This window comes from Pseudomonas sp. NPDC087614, assembly GCF_044743485.1.
GTDB classification, from domain to species: Bacteria; Pseudomonadota; Gammaproteobacteria; order Pseudomonadales; family Pseudomonadaceae; genus Aquipseudomonas; species Aquipseudomonas baetica_A.
This window is the reverse complement of the sequence record NZ_JBIUWN010000064.1, coordinates 21,120-33,756: the sequence shown is the minus strand read 5'-3', so window position 1 is coordinate 33,756 and position 12,637 is coordinate 21,120. Positions and strand designations below refer to the sequence as shown.

Below are 12,637 nucleotides of genomic sequence, written 5' to 3'. Positions count from 1 at the left end.
TCCATGGGCCGCCGCAACAAAATGACCGGCGTCGCCGAGCAGTTCCAATACATCCTGCGCGACGAATCCATGCACCTGAACTTCGGCATCGACGTGATCAACCAGATCAAAATCGAAAACCCACACCTGTGGGATGCCGAGATGAAAGAAGAAGCGACCCAGATGATTCTGCAGGGTACGCAGTTGGAGATCGAATACGCACGCGACACCATGCCTCGCGGCGTACTGGGCATGAACGCGGCGATGATGGAGGACTACCTGAAGTTCATCGCTAACCGTCGTTTGTCGCAGATCGGCCTTAAAGAGGAATATCCAGGGACCACTAACCCGTTCCCTTGGATGAGCGAGATTATGGACTTGAAGAAAGAGAAGAATTTCTTTGAGACGAGAGTTATTGAGTATCAGACTGGTGGGGCGTTGAGCTGGGATTGATGTAATAGACTAAAAAATCCGCCGGAAGGCGGATTTTTTATGCCCACCAAAAATCTAATACATATAATTCAAAGACCTTATATTCATAACTTTCTCTATCCCTGTTTCCCTCAAAGCCTGAGTAAGGGCGCGATGAAGCAATGATAGACTAGGAACATCATAAGTAGCCCTACCATATACCCCCTGACTCCTGTATTTCATGAGCAACGTACCTCTAGAAACATTAAATGGAAAAGAATGACTACGATTAAATCCGTGACTCGACAAAAGCTTACTTCTAGCTCTTACTGCCCGGTGCACTGCTGAAAGCAGCCAACCATCAAGCATTTTTAACTGATCAACGTCCGAAACAAGCGGATAATAACTCATCAACCCCTTAAAATAAATACGCCTGGTACGACCATTAAGATAATTTAGAATCTGCTCTGAAGTTAATCCTCCATATAAATATCTTCGAATTTCAGCCATCGCACTGAGCAACGCCTTATCTCGATTGTTCGCCGGTATTATTAACGCCCTGAGCGGTCGCGCCTTGAGTGGCTGCAGCAAGTGCTTTGACAATATATAGGCAATTTGAGCCTTAAGCTTAGCGACAGCACTTTCTTTTATAGAAACACTTCCAAGCGACAATGAATAACCGAGAAAATCAATTTTTTCCTTAGATGACATCTCCGCGGGCAAACCTTTTCTTTTCAAAAGATTTATTCCTGCTGACTTAGCAGTATTAATTTTAATATTTGCGACTCTAGAGAATTCGTCAAAACACTCAAACGCTTCGCAAATTTTCGCATAATCTTGGGACCAAACGATCGTATCATCAGCATAACGCGCAAACTTCACGCCGCAGCGCTCTAACTTTTTGTCCAGCGCCCAACACACTAAATTTGCAAGGAATAACGAAATTGACGTTCCTTGTGGGATCCCAACTCCCCCATGCGAACGCAGGAATGCCTTAATTACTTGGAGGTCATCTGCACTGACCATAAACCCGTTGCACTTAAGTTGCTCGAGCAAATACTCATGATTAATTGATCCAAAAAAATCAGAAAAATCAAATTCCGCCACAAACACTCTTGACAAGGATTTTAAATCAACAGCTATATCCTGAATTGCAAAATGGACGTTGCGGTCGTCTCTGTACGCATATGAATAGGAGCTAAATCGATGCTTATTTTTCTGTAGAAGTCCCGAGTAAAAAAGTCTCGACATCGCGGCATCAGGAACCTGGAAAACAGAAATCTTCCGCTTCCCACCACCACTCTTGTCTATTTCCTGCACAAATGGAGAATTAGGCTCATAAGTATTTTCACGTATTTTTTTCGCAATCGACTTCGCTATACTTGACGCTTTCCTGCGAACATAAAATGGATTATGAAGATTGCCTTCCCTCCAAGCCTCAGGCACTTTAACGATTTTTGGGGGAGTGTCTTTCAAACGACTCTTCTTTCGAGAATGTTCTAAATGAAGAGTATTGTGATATTGCTGATAGCGATCAATTAACTTTTTCGCTTCGAGCTTTATAGCTTCTTTAATTCTTAGTTCTAAGTCCATTTTTCCCCTATCCCATAACAAAAAACCCAAGCTTTCGCCTGGGTTTTCCACGGAGCCGACCTAGTAAAAATAATTATCCAACCTCTTCCACAGAGCTGTGGATAAACTCTGCGGCCATAAGGGCTAGGCCCTATCTGGCGGTTCCGTTCTCTCCCTTGGAAAGTGGCCGAATAGTAGCACCGCAAAATCTCTTCGTCGATACTACTTTCTGATTACGGGATGCCTCAAATACACGTGATAAATAGTTTATTGACGATAGAGGTAAAAAAAATCTAACCTCTCAGTTGGTGCCTAAGAAACACCTCACACAGCGGATCGTCCGCACCCGACAGTAGCGGCTTTTTTGTGCCTACGGCTTCCCCGTGCGCATCAAAAAACTCTGTTATGCCGGGAGTGGGCGAATACAAGACCCGAAAGGGGAATATGTCCGGCCCTCTGTGTGGGGTTTCTTAGCTCCCGGCACCCAGCCTTAAGAAAGCTGACATCACACAGAGGTAAAGGATATGCCTAAGAATGTCTCCTTCCGTACGAAGGTAATCGGCCCCACACGCTCTATAATCTGCAAGCCTCCAGCTATGGAGGCATGCAATGTCTGACTCACACAACCCCACACTCTTCACCCGCCACAACCTCTCTCTCCACGTCCTCCTCCTTGAAAACCAACCATGGTTCTGCGCGCGCGATATCGGCCGCTTGATGGGTGTCCATCTGAGCGAACGCATGGTCAACAAACTGGACAAGGATCAGCGTCGCGTTTTGTGGATTGAGTATTTCCGGCAACCCGAAAAACAACTGATGCTCAGCGAGTCCGGTGTGTACGCGCTATTGGTGTATCACTACGTTCCGGGGAACCGGTTGCTGCGTGAGTGGTTGACTCATCAGGTGGTGCCAGCCCTGCGTGATGCGGAACACTCGGGACATTCAGATCGGCCGATGTTGAGTTTGTTGGATTGGCCGGAGATGTCGCTGAGTCTGTTGCATTGGCAGAACGAAGGTTGGATTCGGCTGCGGGACATGCCCTATCTGTTGAGCGATCAAATACCGCGAAAAGCTGCCGCGACGAAGCCTTGGTGGCGGCGGCTCGCTCAGGCGTTTCAGTCGTCGAAGCATTCGATGGGGTAAGCGATACGTTTGTAGGATCACATGCGAGATCCGTCGCTATTTTTTGTAGGAATTTTCGTAGACAGCAGTAATGGCCACTCAGTATCGTCCGAGGGTTTTCAACCCTCGGCGACTGTATGGTTATGGAAAAAAGTAACAGCGACTGGAGTGACGTAGAGATTCAGGCGGCGGTCGATGCCTATCTCCGTATGTGGTCGTGTGAACAGAAAGAACAGGCATACAACAAGGCACACGAGAATCGCGTACTTCGCGAGGGCGTACTGGCTGACCGAACCAAGAGTTCTATCGAATTTCGGATGCAGAACATTTCTTCTGTCATGGTCGAATTGGGCCGTGAGCCTATCAAGGGCTACAAACCTGCCAAGAATGTCGGCGCGAATGTTGCGCTCAGCATTCGTAAGGCACTCGATGGTTCAAACGTTGTTACTCCTGAGGATTCAAATCCCACAGCGGTCGAAGCAAAGCTGGAACAACGGGCAGCCAAATTTGAGCGGCAACCATTTCTGTACATCCCAAAAGGGATAAAGAATCCTGTTTGGACCGAGTCCACCAGAAAGACTTACTTTCGTGACCCAGAATTGAGGGGGTGGGTTCGTCAGCAGGCAAACGGCAAGTGCGAAGGCTGTGGCAAACCCGCTCCATTTCAAAAGGATGGGAAGCCGTTCCTGGAAGTGCATCACGTTAAGCATATGTCGCAAGAAGGATCGGACCTGCCTTCGAATGTCGTGGCGCTGTGTCCCAACTGTCACCAGCGTTGCCACCATTCGGATGACCGAGAGGATTTCACTGCTTGGCTGTATGACAACGTTGGAAGACTAGAAAAGGAATAATTGCCGCTTACCTTGCTAACCGCATTTGCTGGTTTGGGGCAGCTTCGCAGCCCAGCGGGAGCAAGCTCCCTCGCCACAATTTTTGTGCGCTGCTGAACAATGCTTACCGTGACCGAGAGCACTCTCGAACACGCACATGGACGAACATCACATGCAGCCACCAACCCAAAATTCGACCACCCCGGGTCAATCCCGACTCCTGACCGCCTCATTCCTCATCTTCTTTTTCGGCCTGCTGCTTATGGCCTTACGTATCGGCCAAAAGAACGAAATCATGGCCGTTGGAGCAGTCTGGGTCGCAAACGCACTAACCATGGTGCTGCATGTTATTTACTGGAAGCGTTATGGCCTGTCCGTTGGTTTTAAAATCGCGGTTGTGATTCAAATCGTCATTACGATTCTGCCCTTCCTGTTTGGCAATCTCGGTTTTATGGCTGTTCTGTTAATGCTGGGTGGCGAGATCCATTACTGGTAACCCGCGCCACCTCCCGCTATTAATACCCCTCCCCCACTCAAGGATCCGAGCCCCACCATGAAATTCGATCTCGCCTACTGCCTCGGCCTCGACGACAAGTTGTCGATCTATGACGTTCGCGATCTCAATTTCGATGAAACGGTGGCGTTTGACTCTGCGAAGGAACACTTCCAGTGCCCCAACGATGCCTGTCGTTCGGCGTTCGAGGCTTCCAACGCGTTGGGCACGTTCAACGCCAAGAATGTGAATTACGTGCGCACGCCGCATTTCAAGAATCTGCCCACTACGCAGCATGTGGCGGGTTGTCCATATGTGAGTTTGAAGGCGTCGGCGTCTGGTATTGAGACGGCGGACGGCGAGACTGATGACGGGCGGGAGGAGCATTTTCCGTCGGAGTTGTTGCTGACGCGGCGTGAGTATGTGCGCAAGCCTGCCGCACCTGCGGTGGCGGCGGATGTGTTGCGTGATGATCCGGTGCGGGTGGCGGTGAGTGGTAAAGAGTCAGCGAGTCGTGAGTCGGCGCCGGACAAGACCAGTGTGTTTGCGCATCCGGTGGAGTGTTTTGTGTCGAACTTCGCCGACAAGGATTTGCTCAAGCGCATGCCGTTGAAGATCGGCGAACACACGGCGCCGTACAGTTCATTCTTCAAGCCGATCAAGTTCTTGATGGACAACAAGGGGCTGATTTACTGGGGCCGGATCAAGAAGATCGAGGACTTCCACGACGGCGCCAGCTTTCGTATCGATTTCGAGGACAGGGTCTGGTGGAAGAAGCCTGAGGACAGCAAGAAGAAGCCTTACACAGTCAGCGTTTATCTGAACAAGAAGCTGATCGACAACTACCGCAAGCGCAAGGCGTTTCTGGAAGAGATCAAGCAGGCGGTCGACAGTGACAAGGCATTGTTCTGTTTCTTCTATGGCGTGACGCCGGAGTTGAAGCAGGTGCCGGGCAAGAAGAACCCCGAAAAGCCTTTCGAAGTCTTCAATGCCAATATCGAGAACCTGGATCACTTCATCATTCGTGAAGCGCCGGGTCTGGCGTGACGGCTAGCCTTGGGGCAGTTGCAGCTTGACGGCGCCGGGGTGTTTTTTGATCAGTGAGTACGGCAGCACTGGCCACTCGGGCGCATCACAGGCGCGTGCGACGCGCGCAAAGTAGGCGCCCAGGTACACGCCTTTGGCGGTGAAGTGCCAGGATGGATAACCCCAGATACTTTCGTCCGTATAGTCGCAGCTGTTTTCATCCTCCTCTGCCGGCTTCTTCATTTCATCGGGATACAGCGCGGTGAGTTGTTTGACCAGCCACGGCGCGAGCACTTCACGTTGATAAGTTGAGTGCGCACTGCTTTGCGCGGAGCTCAATGGCTGATCGCCCAAGCTGTCGCGATCGGCGTGCAACAATGGCTTGCCCTCGCCCACCCACAACACATCTTCCAGCGACAGCGAATGCCCGCTGCTCACATCAATATTGAGCGGCGAATCGCCGAAATCAGGATGCGCGCCCCCGCAGTAGTAGCTGGTTGAAATATTCAGGCTGACGAGCGCGGGCGAAATCAGCTTCGGTTCGGCCTGCTGCATGAATTCGACGTTGTCCCCACCCTGCAACTGGCAGTAGTGGTAACTGATGACTTCACTCCAGAGGCGCCCGAGCAACTGCTGATTGACCCGTTGCAGGTCATCTTTGGGCAGGCCCGATTCAACACTGAACAGCGAAATTTTCGACTCAGGCTCCGTCCACCATTGCAGGTCATAGCCCATGAAATTTTCTTTCTTCACGGGTTTGAGCTTGAGGCCCTGTAGGCGCAAATACTCGTAGGGCGAGCTTTTGGGTAGCGAGGCAATGAAGGGCAAAGTGGTTGAGGTCGGCGCAGGCATTCTGGCCTCGGCCAGTTTCACCGGCAGTTTTTTGCCCTGCGGACTTTGCCATTCGCCCTGCCAGCCATTGGCGGTTTCTTCCAGCTTCAAGGTCGGCAGCGGCTTGTCTTCGCCGTAGCGGTTGTCGCCTTCAACGAGGTTCAACGTGCCGTCTTGCAGCCAACCGCTGAGGGCCAGGTCGCGGTGATACTTCTCGTAGAAATAGCGGCCGCTCACTTCGTCCGGCTGTTCCGTGTTCAACTCAACGACGATGGGCGTTTTGCCCAGCGTGCCGGTAAATACATGCCGACCGTCGTCGGCATGGGCGGTGGAAATCAGCGTGAACAGCGCAGCGGCGCAGGTTGCCGGACGCAACAGTCCCTTGAGCATTGATCGATCCTTGAGAGAGGCAGAGACAGCGCCGGAAGATGAGTGCCGGCGCGGGTAAGTTCGGGGCGGATTATGGCGAGTGCATTCTAAGTATTCGAGTGTTGTCGCTCGTATTCTTGCAACCAGGCTTCGCGCTTGATGGCCGCGTTCTCCAGGATTATTTGCTTGCGGCGTGCTTTGGCTGCATGCAGTTGAACGTCATCCAGAAAACAATAATGACGCAGCCAGTGGAGCGTCATTTCCTCATCCGGGAAGTAATACGTCTTCACGCCCTTGCTGTTTCTGGGCGTGTCATTCATCTGCTCGTCAAACACCCTGGCGGTGTCTTCATCAGGCGGTAAACAACCGATTTGAGCGGCCTTGCTCTGGAAGATCCAGGCAATTTCATCAATGTGCTTTTGCGCACTGCGGTGGCTGCGCCGATAGAACGTTTGCTGCTCACAGGTCTGCGTCATCCGCGCCAATATCAAGTCGGGATCGAGCCACTGTTGGAGATCGTGCTTCAACGCATGCATCAACAACCCGCTGGCCCAACGCTCGACAAATCGCGCCACAAACCCTTCGGCGTCAGCCTTCTTCGCGTCGGCAAAGATCATGCAATAACGGGTTTTAACGTGGATGGCGATCAGCACATGCTTACGTTGCACGGTTATCGCGTGCACCAACCATTGCTCGTCGGCACCGGTCAACGGGTCATCTTCGATGATCGAAGACGGCGGCTTCGGATCAATGGGCGATAGCGTTTTACCCTTTTGAATCCGGCTGAAAAACTTACTGGCAGCCTCGGTGCAATTGAAAATCAACATCCTGGTTCTCTGCTAAATACGGGAAATGATGCTCTGTCGTCATGTTTGATTTCTTCTGCCCATTCGGTGTTGCAGGGCTGGCGAGCGGTGCCTGAAATGCGCTCTCACCGCTCTGAGCCGATATCTCACAATTGCTCATCGGTCTGTAAGGCTCACTTTATCGAGATAGCCAGCAGCACGACAATCAGCAATCCAATATAGACCCACGCATGCACCCGATCCGGAATCCGTCCGATCCACGGCGTGGCCTGTCTAATCCCTATCAACGAGCCAACCGTCAGCACCGCAAACGCCAGCAAGTCTACGTAACCGATAAACCATGATCCCAGATCCGTCTCGCTGACCCCGGCCAGCGCCATGTAGGTCAGCGTCCCAGCCATTGCCACCGGCACACTCAACGGATTGGCCATGGACGTTGCCTGGGACATGCTCAGTCCGCAACGACGCAAGAGCGGCACGGTCATGACGCTGCCTCCTACACCGAGGAACGTGGCGATGGCGCCGATGCCTACACCGCCGCCGGATATTTCTGTAATGCCGAGTCGGCGGGGGATGACGCCTTCGTTGCGGGTGAGAAAGCCGCGTCTGAGCAGGCAGTCGATGATGGTCACGCCGAGGTAGGCGATGAAGGCATAGCGGATGATTTCGCCACTGACCCACACTGCCGCAATCGCCCCCATAACCGCGCCAACCCCGATAAACCCTCCCAGCGGCCACAGATAATGACGGATCAGGCTGCCGGCGCGGCGGTGTTTGTCGGTGGCGATCAGGGCGTTGACGATCATCACGCAGGTCGAGGTGGCGACGGCGATGTGCATGGCCGATTGGCCGACGGGGTCATCGGCGCCGTGGCTGGCGGTGAGCAGGCGGTAGAGCAGCGGCACGACGACGAAGCCGCCGCCGAAGCCGAAGAGCACGGCGGTGATGCCGGTCAGGCAGCCGAATAGGGTCAATAAGAGATAGAGCATGGAGGCGTCGTCCGTTGGTGAGGAGCGGTCGACGATAGAGCGGCAGGTCTTGGCCTGCCTCAGCAAGCCGGCCAATAATGTTTGCGTTTACGCCAATGGTTGAGATCCCTCAATGCGCAATGTTTCGATTAATCTGCTGGATGACACGCCGCGCCCGGTGGTGGCGATCGGTACGGATTATTCCCACGGTCATCTGTTGCCGTTTCATACGCATCGGCGCGCGCAATTGTTGTACGGCGCGACCGGGGTGATGCAGGTCAGCACCCATGACGGTAACTGGGTGGTGCCGCCGCAGCGCGCGGTGTGGATTGCGCCGGGGGTGGCGCACGAGGTGTTGATGCTCGGCGTGAGCACGCGCAGTTTGTACATCGAACCGGGCGCGGTGGACTTGGGTGGCCGCTGTCAGGTGGTCAGTGTGTCGCCACTGATGCGGCATTTGCTGATGGAGGCGGTCGACGTGCCGCTGACCTATGACCTGAGCGGCCGCGACGGCGCGTTGATCGATCTGTTACTGCATGAACTGGTGCGCAGTGCGCCATTGCCCTTACACATTCCCTTGCCGACTGAGGGAAAACTGCTCGCGCTGTGTCAGAACTTTCTGCATCAACCGTACGCCCATCAATCACCAAAGGAATGGGCGGACCAGTTACACATAAGCTTGCGTACCTTCAACAGAATGTTTCGGCAACAGACCGGGTTGAGCTTCAGTCAATGGCGACAACAAGCCTGCGTGATACAGGCATTGGCGCGGCTGGCGTCGGGTGAAGCGGTCACGCGGATTGCCCTGGATTTTGGCTACCAGAGCCCGGCAGCGTTCTCGACGATGTTTCGGCGCATTCTCGGTCAGGCACCGTCCGTCTGGTTGGAGGCGGCTAATTGAGGCAAATCAAAAATTGCGTTTGATCCCGGCCAAAAACAACTGTACAAAAACACAGTGTATTTTCAATCAGCACTCTTGAGCCCGGAGCACACCATGGCCTCTCTTGCGATGAACCATATCCTCGAACGCATTGCCCTTTTCCAGTTCACCCCGACTCACTGCGTCCAGGCCCGAGCGATGCTGGGCTGGAGCGTGGAGCAGTTGTCGCGGGAAGCCGAAGTTTCGGTAGCCGACATTCAACGGTTCGAGGCGCAGCAAGAGCTCGCCGATGCGGCGCGCCTGGCGCTGGCGTATCGGTTTGAGGCGCAGGGGTTGGTGTTCTTCCCCGGGTTTGCGCCGGGGCGCAGTGCGAGTTTGGCGGGGATGGCTGTGGAATCGGCGGGGCGTGGGGGTTATGCGATGGCTGATTAAAAGTACACGTTGATTTTTATCCCCATATAGGTATATTCCGCATGAGTGCAAGGAAGCCGCTCTTGTGGGTCTGCAGTAGTAAAAAAGATCTCAAGCAGATGCCCACTGAGGTACAGGACGTTTTTGGTCATGCACTGGATTTAGCCCAAAGTGGCTTGAAGTACCCAGATGCAAAACCCCCGAAAGGTTTCGGAGGTGCGGGTGTCCTAGAGTTGATCGAAGACTTCGACACCAACACTTACCGCGCCATTTACACAGTTCGTTTCGGCAGTGCCATTTACGTTTTGCACTGTTTTCAGAAGAAGTCGACAAGCGGAGTTAAAACCGCCCGGTCCGACATCGACCTGATCAGAAATAGACTTCGAGCCGCTCAGGATCATGCGAAAGGATCAGAAAATGATAGAAATTGAAGAAAGCAGCGGGAACGTCTATCAAGATCTGGAGTTGCCCAATGCCAGTGAAATGCAGGTTAAGTCGCAGCTCGCAGCAAAAATCGGCGAGATCATCAAGGCGCGCCATCTCACCCAAATTCAGGCTTCGGAGATTCTGGGGCTTTCACAACCCAAACTTTCAGAGATGCTGCGAGGAAAATTCCGCGGTATCAGTGAAGCGAAAATGATGGAATGCCTTTCACACTTGGGACGAGACGTACAGATCGTAGTGAAATCGGCCCCCCGTTCACGGAAAGAGGGACGTATTGAAGTGGTGTTCGCTTAACACGAACGCCTATCACGCATTCTGGACCATGGCCTCACGCTCCTCCTCAACCCCCAACCACCACGCATTCCCACGCTGCGGCTGAGCGATGTTAAACGCCTCGCCCATTTGCGGGGTGGTGATCGAAATACTGCGTTCCCAGGCCAGTGACAGGATGCGGTCGAACGGTTCATGCCAGGCATGCATCGCCAAATCGAACGTGCCGTTGTGGATGGGAAACAGCCAGCGACCCTTGAGGTCGATGTGCGCTTGCAGGGTTTGTTCCGGCTGCATGTGTACATGTGGCCATTCGACGTTGTAAGCACCGGTTTCCATCAGGGTCAGGTCGAACGGGCCGTACTGTTCGCCGATGCGCTTGAAGCCGTCGAAGTAACCGCTGTCGCCGCTGAAGAAGATCCGCGTGTCGGCGTCGATCATCACCCATGACGCCCACAGCGTGCTGTTGCCGTCGAACAGGCCACGGCCGGAGAAGTGCTGCGACGGCGTAGCGATGAAGCGGATGCCGGCGATTTCGGTGCCTTGCCACCAGTCGAACTGACGAACTTTGTTGGCATCAATGCCCCACTTGATCAGGGTATCGCCGACGCCCAACGGGGTCAGGAACAGGTTGGTTTTGGCGGCCAGCCTGAGTACCGCCTCGTAATCGAGGTGGTCGTAGTGGTTGTGGGACAGAATCACCGCTTCAATCGGCGGTAATTCGCTGATGCTGATCGGTGGCTGGTGAAAACGTTTCGGGCCAGCCCATTGCACCGGCGATGCGCGCTCGGCGAAGACCGGGTCAGTGATCCAGAATTTATCCTGCATCTTGAGCAGCAAGGTCGAGTGACCGAGACGATAAATACTTTGGTTTGGTGCGGCCAGCAGGTCTTCACGGGTCAGCGGCTGTACCGGAATGGCAGCGGCGGGACGGGTGTTGTGCGGTTTGTGGAAGATCATGTTCCATATAATCCGCAGCGTTTTACGAAAACCTTCGCGCTGCACCGGCGCATGATTGCGAAACAGCCCCTGATCCTGTCGAGAGGCGTCAGGCGTGGAATTTTTATCCGGGAGCGAATCTGGATTGGCCATGACTGAATGACTCCAGAAAACCGCGTCATTCGCGGTTTTCCACGGTGGGACGATAAATGGCCAAGCTGCACGCCTAGGCCGAACTGTCTGGTTTTTAGGCTGCGTGGATTAACGCAACATTACACTGATCGGTGTAGTTTCTAGGTTGCATGAAAGCGCATGGCAAGTAAACTGCCAAGTGTAATTTCATCTCCTCCTTGCCGAAGCGTATCTATGACTGCTCCACAGCGCCTCACCGACCGTAAACGCGAAGCCATTATTCAAGCGGCGATTGCCGAATTCCGCGCCAACGGTTTCGAGATCACCAGCATGGACAAGATCGCCGCCACCGCAGGTGTGTCCAAGCGCACGGTGTACAACCATTTCCCCAGCAAAGAAGCGCTTTTCGCCGAAATTCTTAACCAGTTATGGGCACGAATCAGCGACGAGCCATCAGTCATTTATCGCCCCGATCAGCCGTTGAGCGATCAGTTGCGGCAAATATTGCAGGCCAAGGTGCAGATGATGGCGGACGAGAACTTCCTCACGTTGGCGCGGGTGGCAATTGCCGCGACCGTTCATTCCCCGGAGCGCGCGCAAAACATGGTCGAGCGCATGGGTGAACACGAGGGAAGTCTGACTGTGTGGATTCGTGCCGCGCAGGCCGATGGCCGACTGAAACCGGTTGACCCGGAGTTCGCTACGCACCAGGTGCAGGGGCTGCTCAAGGCCTTTGGCTTCTGGCCACAAATGTCGATGGGCCGCGCTGCTCTCGATGCCGACATGCAGAACACCGTCGCCGAATCGGCACTGGAAATGTTTCTGGCCCGTTATCAACGCTGACTCATCTCTCGTCACCCAGCCTGCGCTGTTGAGTGAGCCTGAGTATCGGTTTGGCACGGCCTAAAAACTTGTACAAGGTCGCCCGCAACTGAAAACGGATCCAAAAAAGCGCTAAACGCCTTTAAATTAAAGCTTCACAGCGCCATCAGCGTCGCCTGCACCTGCTTGAAAGCTTGCCACATTGCCCCTTAAAAACTTATACAAAGTTGTATAAAAATTACTTTCTTGTACAAGTTTATGAAGTTTTGTATAAGTAGCGAGCTGTCAGTCATGGAATGCTGGCATTGAGCCGCCAACGCCGAATGCCGCCC

Annotated in this window: 15 protein-coding genes; 10 read left to right on the top strand and 5 right to left on the bottom strand. The window is 53.4% G+C overall.

The window, feature by feature from the left end; translation table 11 throughout:
* The coding region (locus ACIOWA_RS21155) for a ribonucleotide-diphosphate reductase subunit beta (protein ID WP_178123136.1) at positions 1 to 432 on the top strand (432 nt) is incomplete at its 5' end.
* Between the two features lie 54 nt (positions 433 to 486).
* Here ACIOWA_RS21155 and ACIOWA_RS21150 read toward each other — a convergent pair.
* Positions 487 to 2,034 carry a reverse transcriptase domain-containing protein gene (locus tag ACIOWA_RS21150; protein ID WP_401161729.1) on the bottom strand — a complete coding sequence of 516 codons (1,548 nt, stop codon included), beginning with the start codon at positions 2,032 to 2,034 and terminating at the stop codon, positions 487 to 489.
* Between the two features lie 537 nt (positions 2,035 to 2,571).
* On the opposite strand from ACIOWA_RS21150, the gene ACIOWA_RS21145 reads away from it, so the two are divergent.
* The 4 genes from ACIOWA_RS21145 (at position 2,572) to ACIOWA_RS21130 (ending at position 5,454) form a co-directional block, all read left to right on the top strand.
* The gene (locus ACIOWA_RS21145; RefSeq protein WP_401161727.1) at positions 2,572 to 3,105 is read left to right on the top strand and encodes a Bro-N domain-containing protein; all 534 of its coding nucleotides are present in this window, start codon (positions 2,572 to 2,574) and stop codon (positions 3,103 to 3,105) included.
* A gap of 122 nt (positions 3,106 to 3,227) precedes the next feature.
* Positions 3,228 to 3,935: an HNH endonuclease gene (locus ACIOWA_RS21140; protein WP_401161725.1), complete on the top strand. Its 708-nt coding sequence runs from the start codon at positions 3,228 to 3,230 to the stop codon at positions 3,933 to 3,935.
* A 136-nt stretch (positions 3,936 to 4,071) separates the two neighbouring features.
* Positions 4,072 to 4,410 carry a hypothetical protein gene (locus ACIOWA_RS21135; RefSeq protein ID WP_401161723.1) on the top strand — a complete coding sequence of 113 codons (339 nt, stop codon included), beginning with the start codon at positions 4,072 to 4,074 and terminating at the stop codon, positions 4,408 to 4,410.
* 57 nt (positions 4,411 to 4,467) lie between these two features.
* Positions 4,468 to 5,454: a hypothetical protein gene (locus ACIOWA_RS21130; protein ID WP_339430896.1), complete on the top strand. Its 987-nt coding sequence runs from the start codon at positions 4,468 to 4,470 to the stop codon at positions 5,452 to 5,454.
* 3 nt (positions 5,455 to 5,457) lie between these two features.
* On the opposite strand, the gene ACIOWA_RS21125 is transcribed toward ACIOWA_RS21130, so the two are convergent.
* From ACIOWA_RS21125 to ACIOWA_RS21115, 3 genes are all read right to left on the bottom strand, one after another.
* On the bottom strand, positions 5,458 to 6,654 hold the full coding sequence (locus tag ACIOWA_RS21125) for a hypothetical protein (RefSeq protein ID WP_401161721.1): 1,197 nt from the start codon (positions 6,652 to 6,654) through the stop codon (positions 5,458 to 5,460).
* An 86-nt stretch (positions 6,655 to 6,740) separates the two neighbouring features.
* Entirely contained in the window at positions 6,741 to 7,460 is a 720-nt protein-coding gene (locus tag ACIOWA_RS21120; RefSeq protein WP_339430898.1) for a DUF6933 domain-containing protein, read from the bottom strand.
* A gap of 152 nt (positions 7,461 to 7,612) precedes the next feature.
* Complete coding sequence (locus ACIOWA_RS21115; protein ID WP_401161719.1) at positions 7,613 to 8,428, bottom strand: sulfite exporter TauE/SafE family protein; 816 nt, start codon at positions 8,426 to 8,428, stop codon at positions 7,613 to 7,615.
* A gap of 112 nt (positions 8,429 to 8,540) precedes the next feature.
* On the opposite strand from ACIOWA_RS21115, the gene ACIOWA_RS21110 reads away from it, so the two are divergent.
* From ACIOWA_RS21110 to ACIOWA_RS21095, 4 genes are all read left to right on the top strand, one after another.
* Positions 8,541 to 9,308, top strand: a complete 768-nt coding sequence (locus ACIOWA_RS21110; protein ID WP_339495415.1) for a helix-turn-helix transcriptional regulator — start codon at positions 8,541 to 8,543, stop codon at positions 9,306 to 9,308.
* 93 nt (positions 9,309 to 9,401) lie between these two features.
* A complete protein-coding gene (locus ACIOWA_RS21105; protein WP_401161717.1) occupies positions 9,402 to 9,719 on the top strand; it encodes an XRE family transcriptional regulator in 318 nt (105 codons plus the stop codon).
* A gap of 41 nt (positions 9,720 to 9,760) precedes the next feature.
* On the top strand, positions 9,761 to 10,129 hold the full coding sequence (locus ACIOWA_RS21100; RefSeq protein ID WP_401161715.1) for a type II toxin-antitoxin system RelE/ParE family toxin: 369 nt from the start codon (positions 9,761 to 9,763) through the stop codon (positions 10,127 to 10,129).
* Complete coding sequence (locus tag ACIOWA_RS21095; RefSeq protein ID WP_339430903.1) at positions 10,116 to 10,436, top strand: helix-turn-helix transcriptional regulator; 321 nt, start codon at positions 10,116 to 10,118, stop codon at positions 10,434 to 10,436. The genes ACIOWA_RS21100 and ACIOWA_RS21095 overlap by 14 nt, the downstream gene beginning before the upstream one ends.
* A gap of 12 nt (positions 10,437 to 10,448) precedes the next feature.
* On the opposite strand, the gene ACIOWA_RS21090 is transcribed toward ACIOWA_RS21095, so the two are convergent.
* Positions 10,449 to 11,504 carry an MBL fold metallo-hydrolase gene (locus tag ACIOWA_RS21090; RefSeq protein ID WP_339495413.1) on the bottom strand — a complete coding sequence of 352 codons (1,056 nt, stop codon included), beginning with the start codon at positions 11,502 to 11,504 and terminating at the stop codon, positions 10,449 to 10,451.
* A 213-nt stretch (positions 11,505 to 11,717) separates the two neighbouring features.
* Here ACIOWA_RS21090 and ACIOWA_RS21085 point away from each other — a divergent pair, with 213 nt between their 5' ends.
* Entirely contained in the window at positions 11,718 to 12,326 is a 609-nt protein-coding gene (locus ACIOWA_RS21085; RefSeq protein WP_339464041.1) for a TetR/AcrR family transcriptional regulator, read from the top strand.
* Positions 12,327 to 12,637: the final 311 nt, after the last annotated feature.

Excerpts from the sequence above, each read along its gene's own strand:
- ACIOWA_RS21095 (WP_339430903.1), top strand. The coding sequence starts at position 10,116 with ATGATAGAAATTGAAGAAAGCAGCGGGAACGTCTATCAAGATCTGGAG.
- ACIOWA_RS21135 (WP_401161723.1), top strand. The coding sequence starts at position 4,072 with ATGGACGAACATCACATGCAGCCACCAACCCAAAATTCGACCACCCCG.
- ACIOWA_RS21105 (WP_401161717.1), top strand. The coding sequence starts at position 9,402 with ATGGCCTCTCTTGCGATGAACCATATCCTCGAACGCATTGCCCTTTTC.
- ACIOWA_RS21100 (WP_401161715.1), top strand. The coding sequence starts at position 9,761 with ATGAGTGCAAGGAAGCCGCTCTTGTGGGTCTGCAGTAGTAAAAAAGAT.
- ACIOWA_RS21115 (WP_401161719.1), bottom strand. The coding sequence starts at position 8,428 with ATGCTCTATCTCTTATTGACCCTATTCGGCTGCCTGACCGGCATCACC.
- ACIOWA_RS21125 (WP_401161721.1), bottom strand. The coding sequence starts at position 6,654 with ATGCTCAAGGGACTGTTGCGTCCGGCAACCTGCGCCGCTGCGCTGTTC.
- ACIOWA_RS21145 (WP_401161727.1), top strand. The coding sequence starts at position 2,572 with ATGTCTGACTCACACAACCCCACACTCTTCACCCGCCACAACCTCTCT.
- ACIOWA_RS21130 (WP_339430896.1), top strand. The coding sequence starts at position 4,468 with ATGAAATTCGATCTCGCCTACTGCCTCGGCCTCGACGACAAGTTGTCG.
- ACIOWA_RS21085 (WP_339464041.1), top strand. The coding sequence starts at position 11,718 with ATGACTGCTCCACAGCGCCTCACCGACCGTAAACGCGAAGCCATTATT.
- ACIOWA_RS21140 (WP_401161725.1), top strand. The coding sequence starts at position 3,228 with ATGGAAAAAAGTAACAGCGACTGGAGTGACGTAGAGATTCAGGCGGCG.
- ACIOWA_RS21120 (WP_339430898.1), bottom strand. The coding sequence starts at position 7,460 with ATGTTGATTTTCAATTGCACCGAGGCTGCCAGTAAGTTTTTCAGCCGG.
- ACIOWA_RS21090 (WP_339495413.1), bottom strand. The coding sequence starts at position 11,504 with ATGGCCAATCCAGATTCGCTCCCGGATAAAAATTCCACGCCTGACGCC.
- ACIOWA_RS21110 (WP_339495415.1), top strand. The coding sequence starts at position 8,541 with ATGCGCAATGTTTCGATTAATCTGCTGGATGACACGCCGCGCCCGGTG.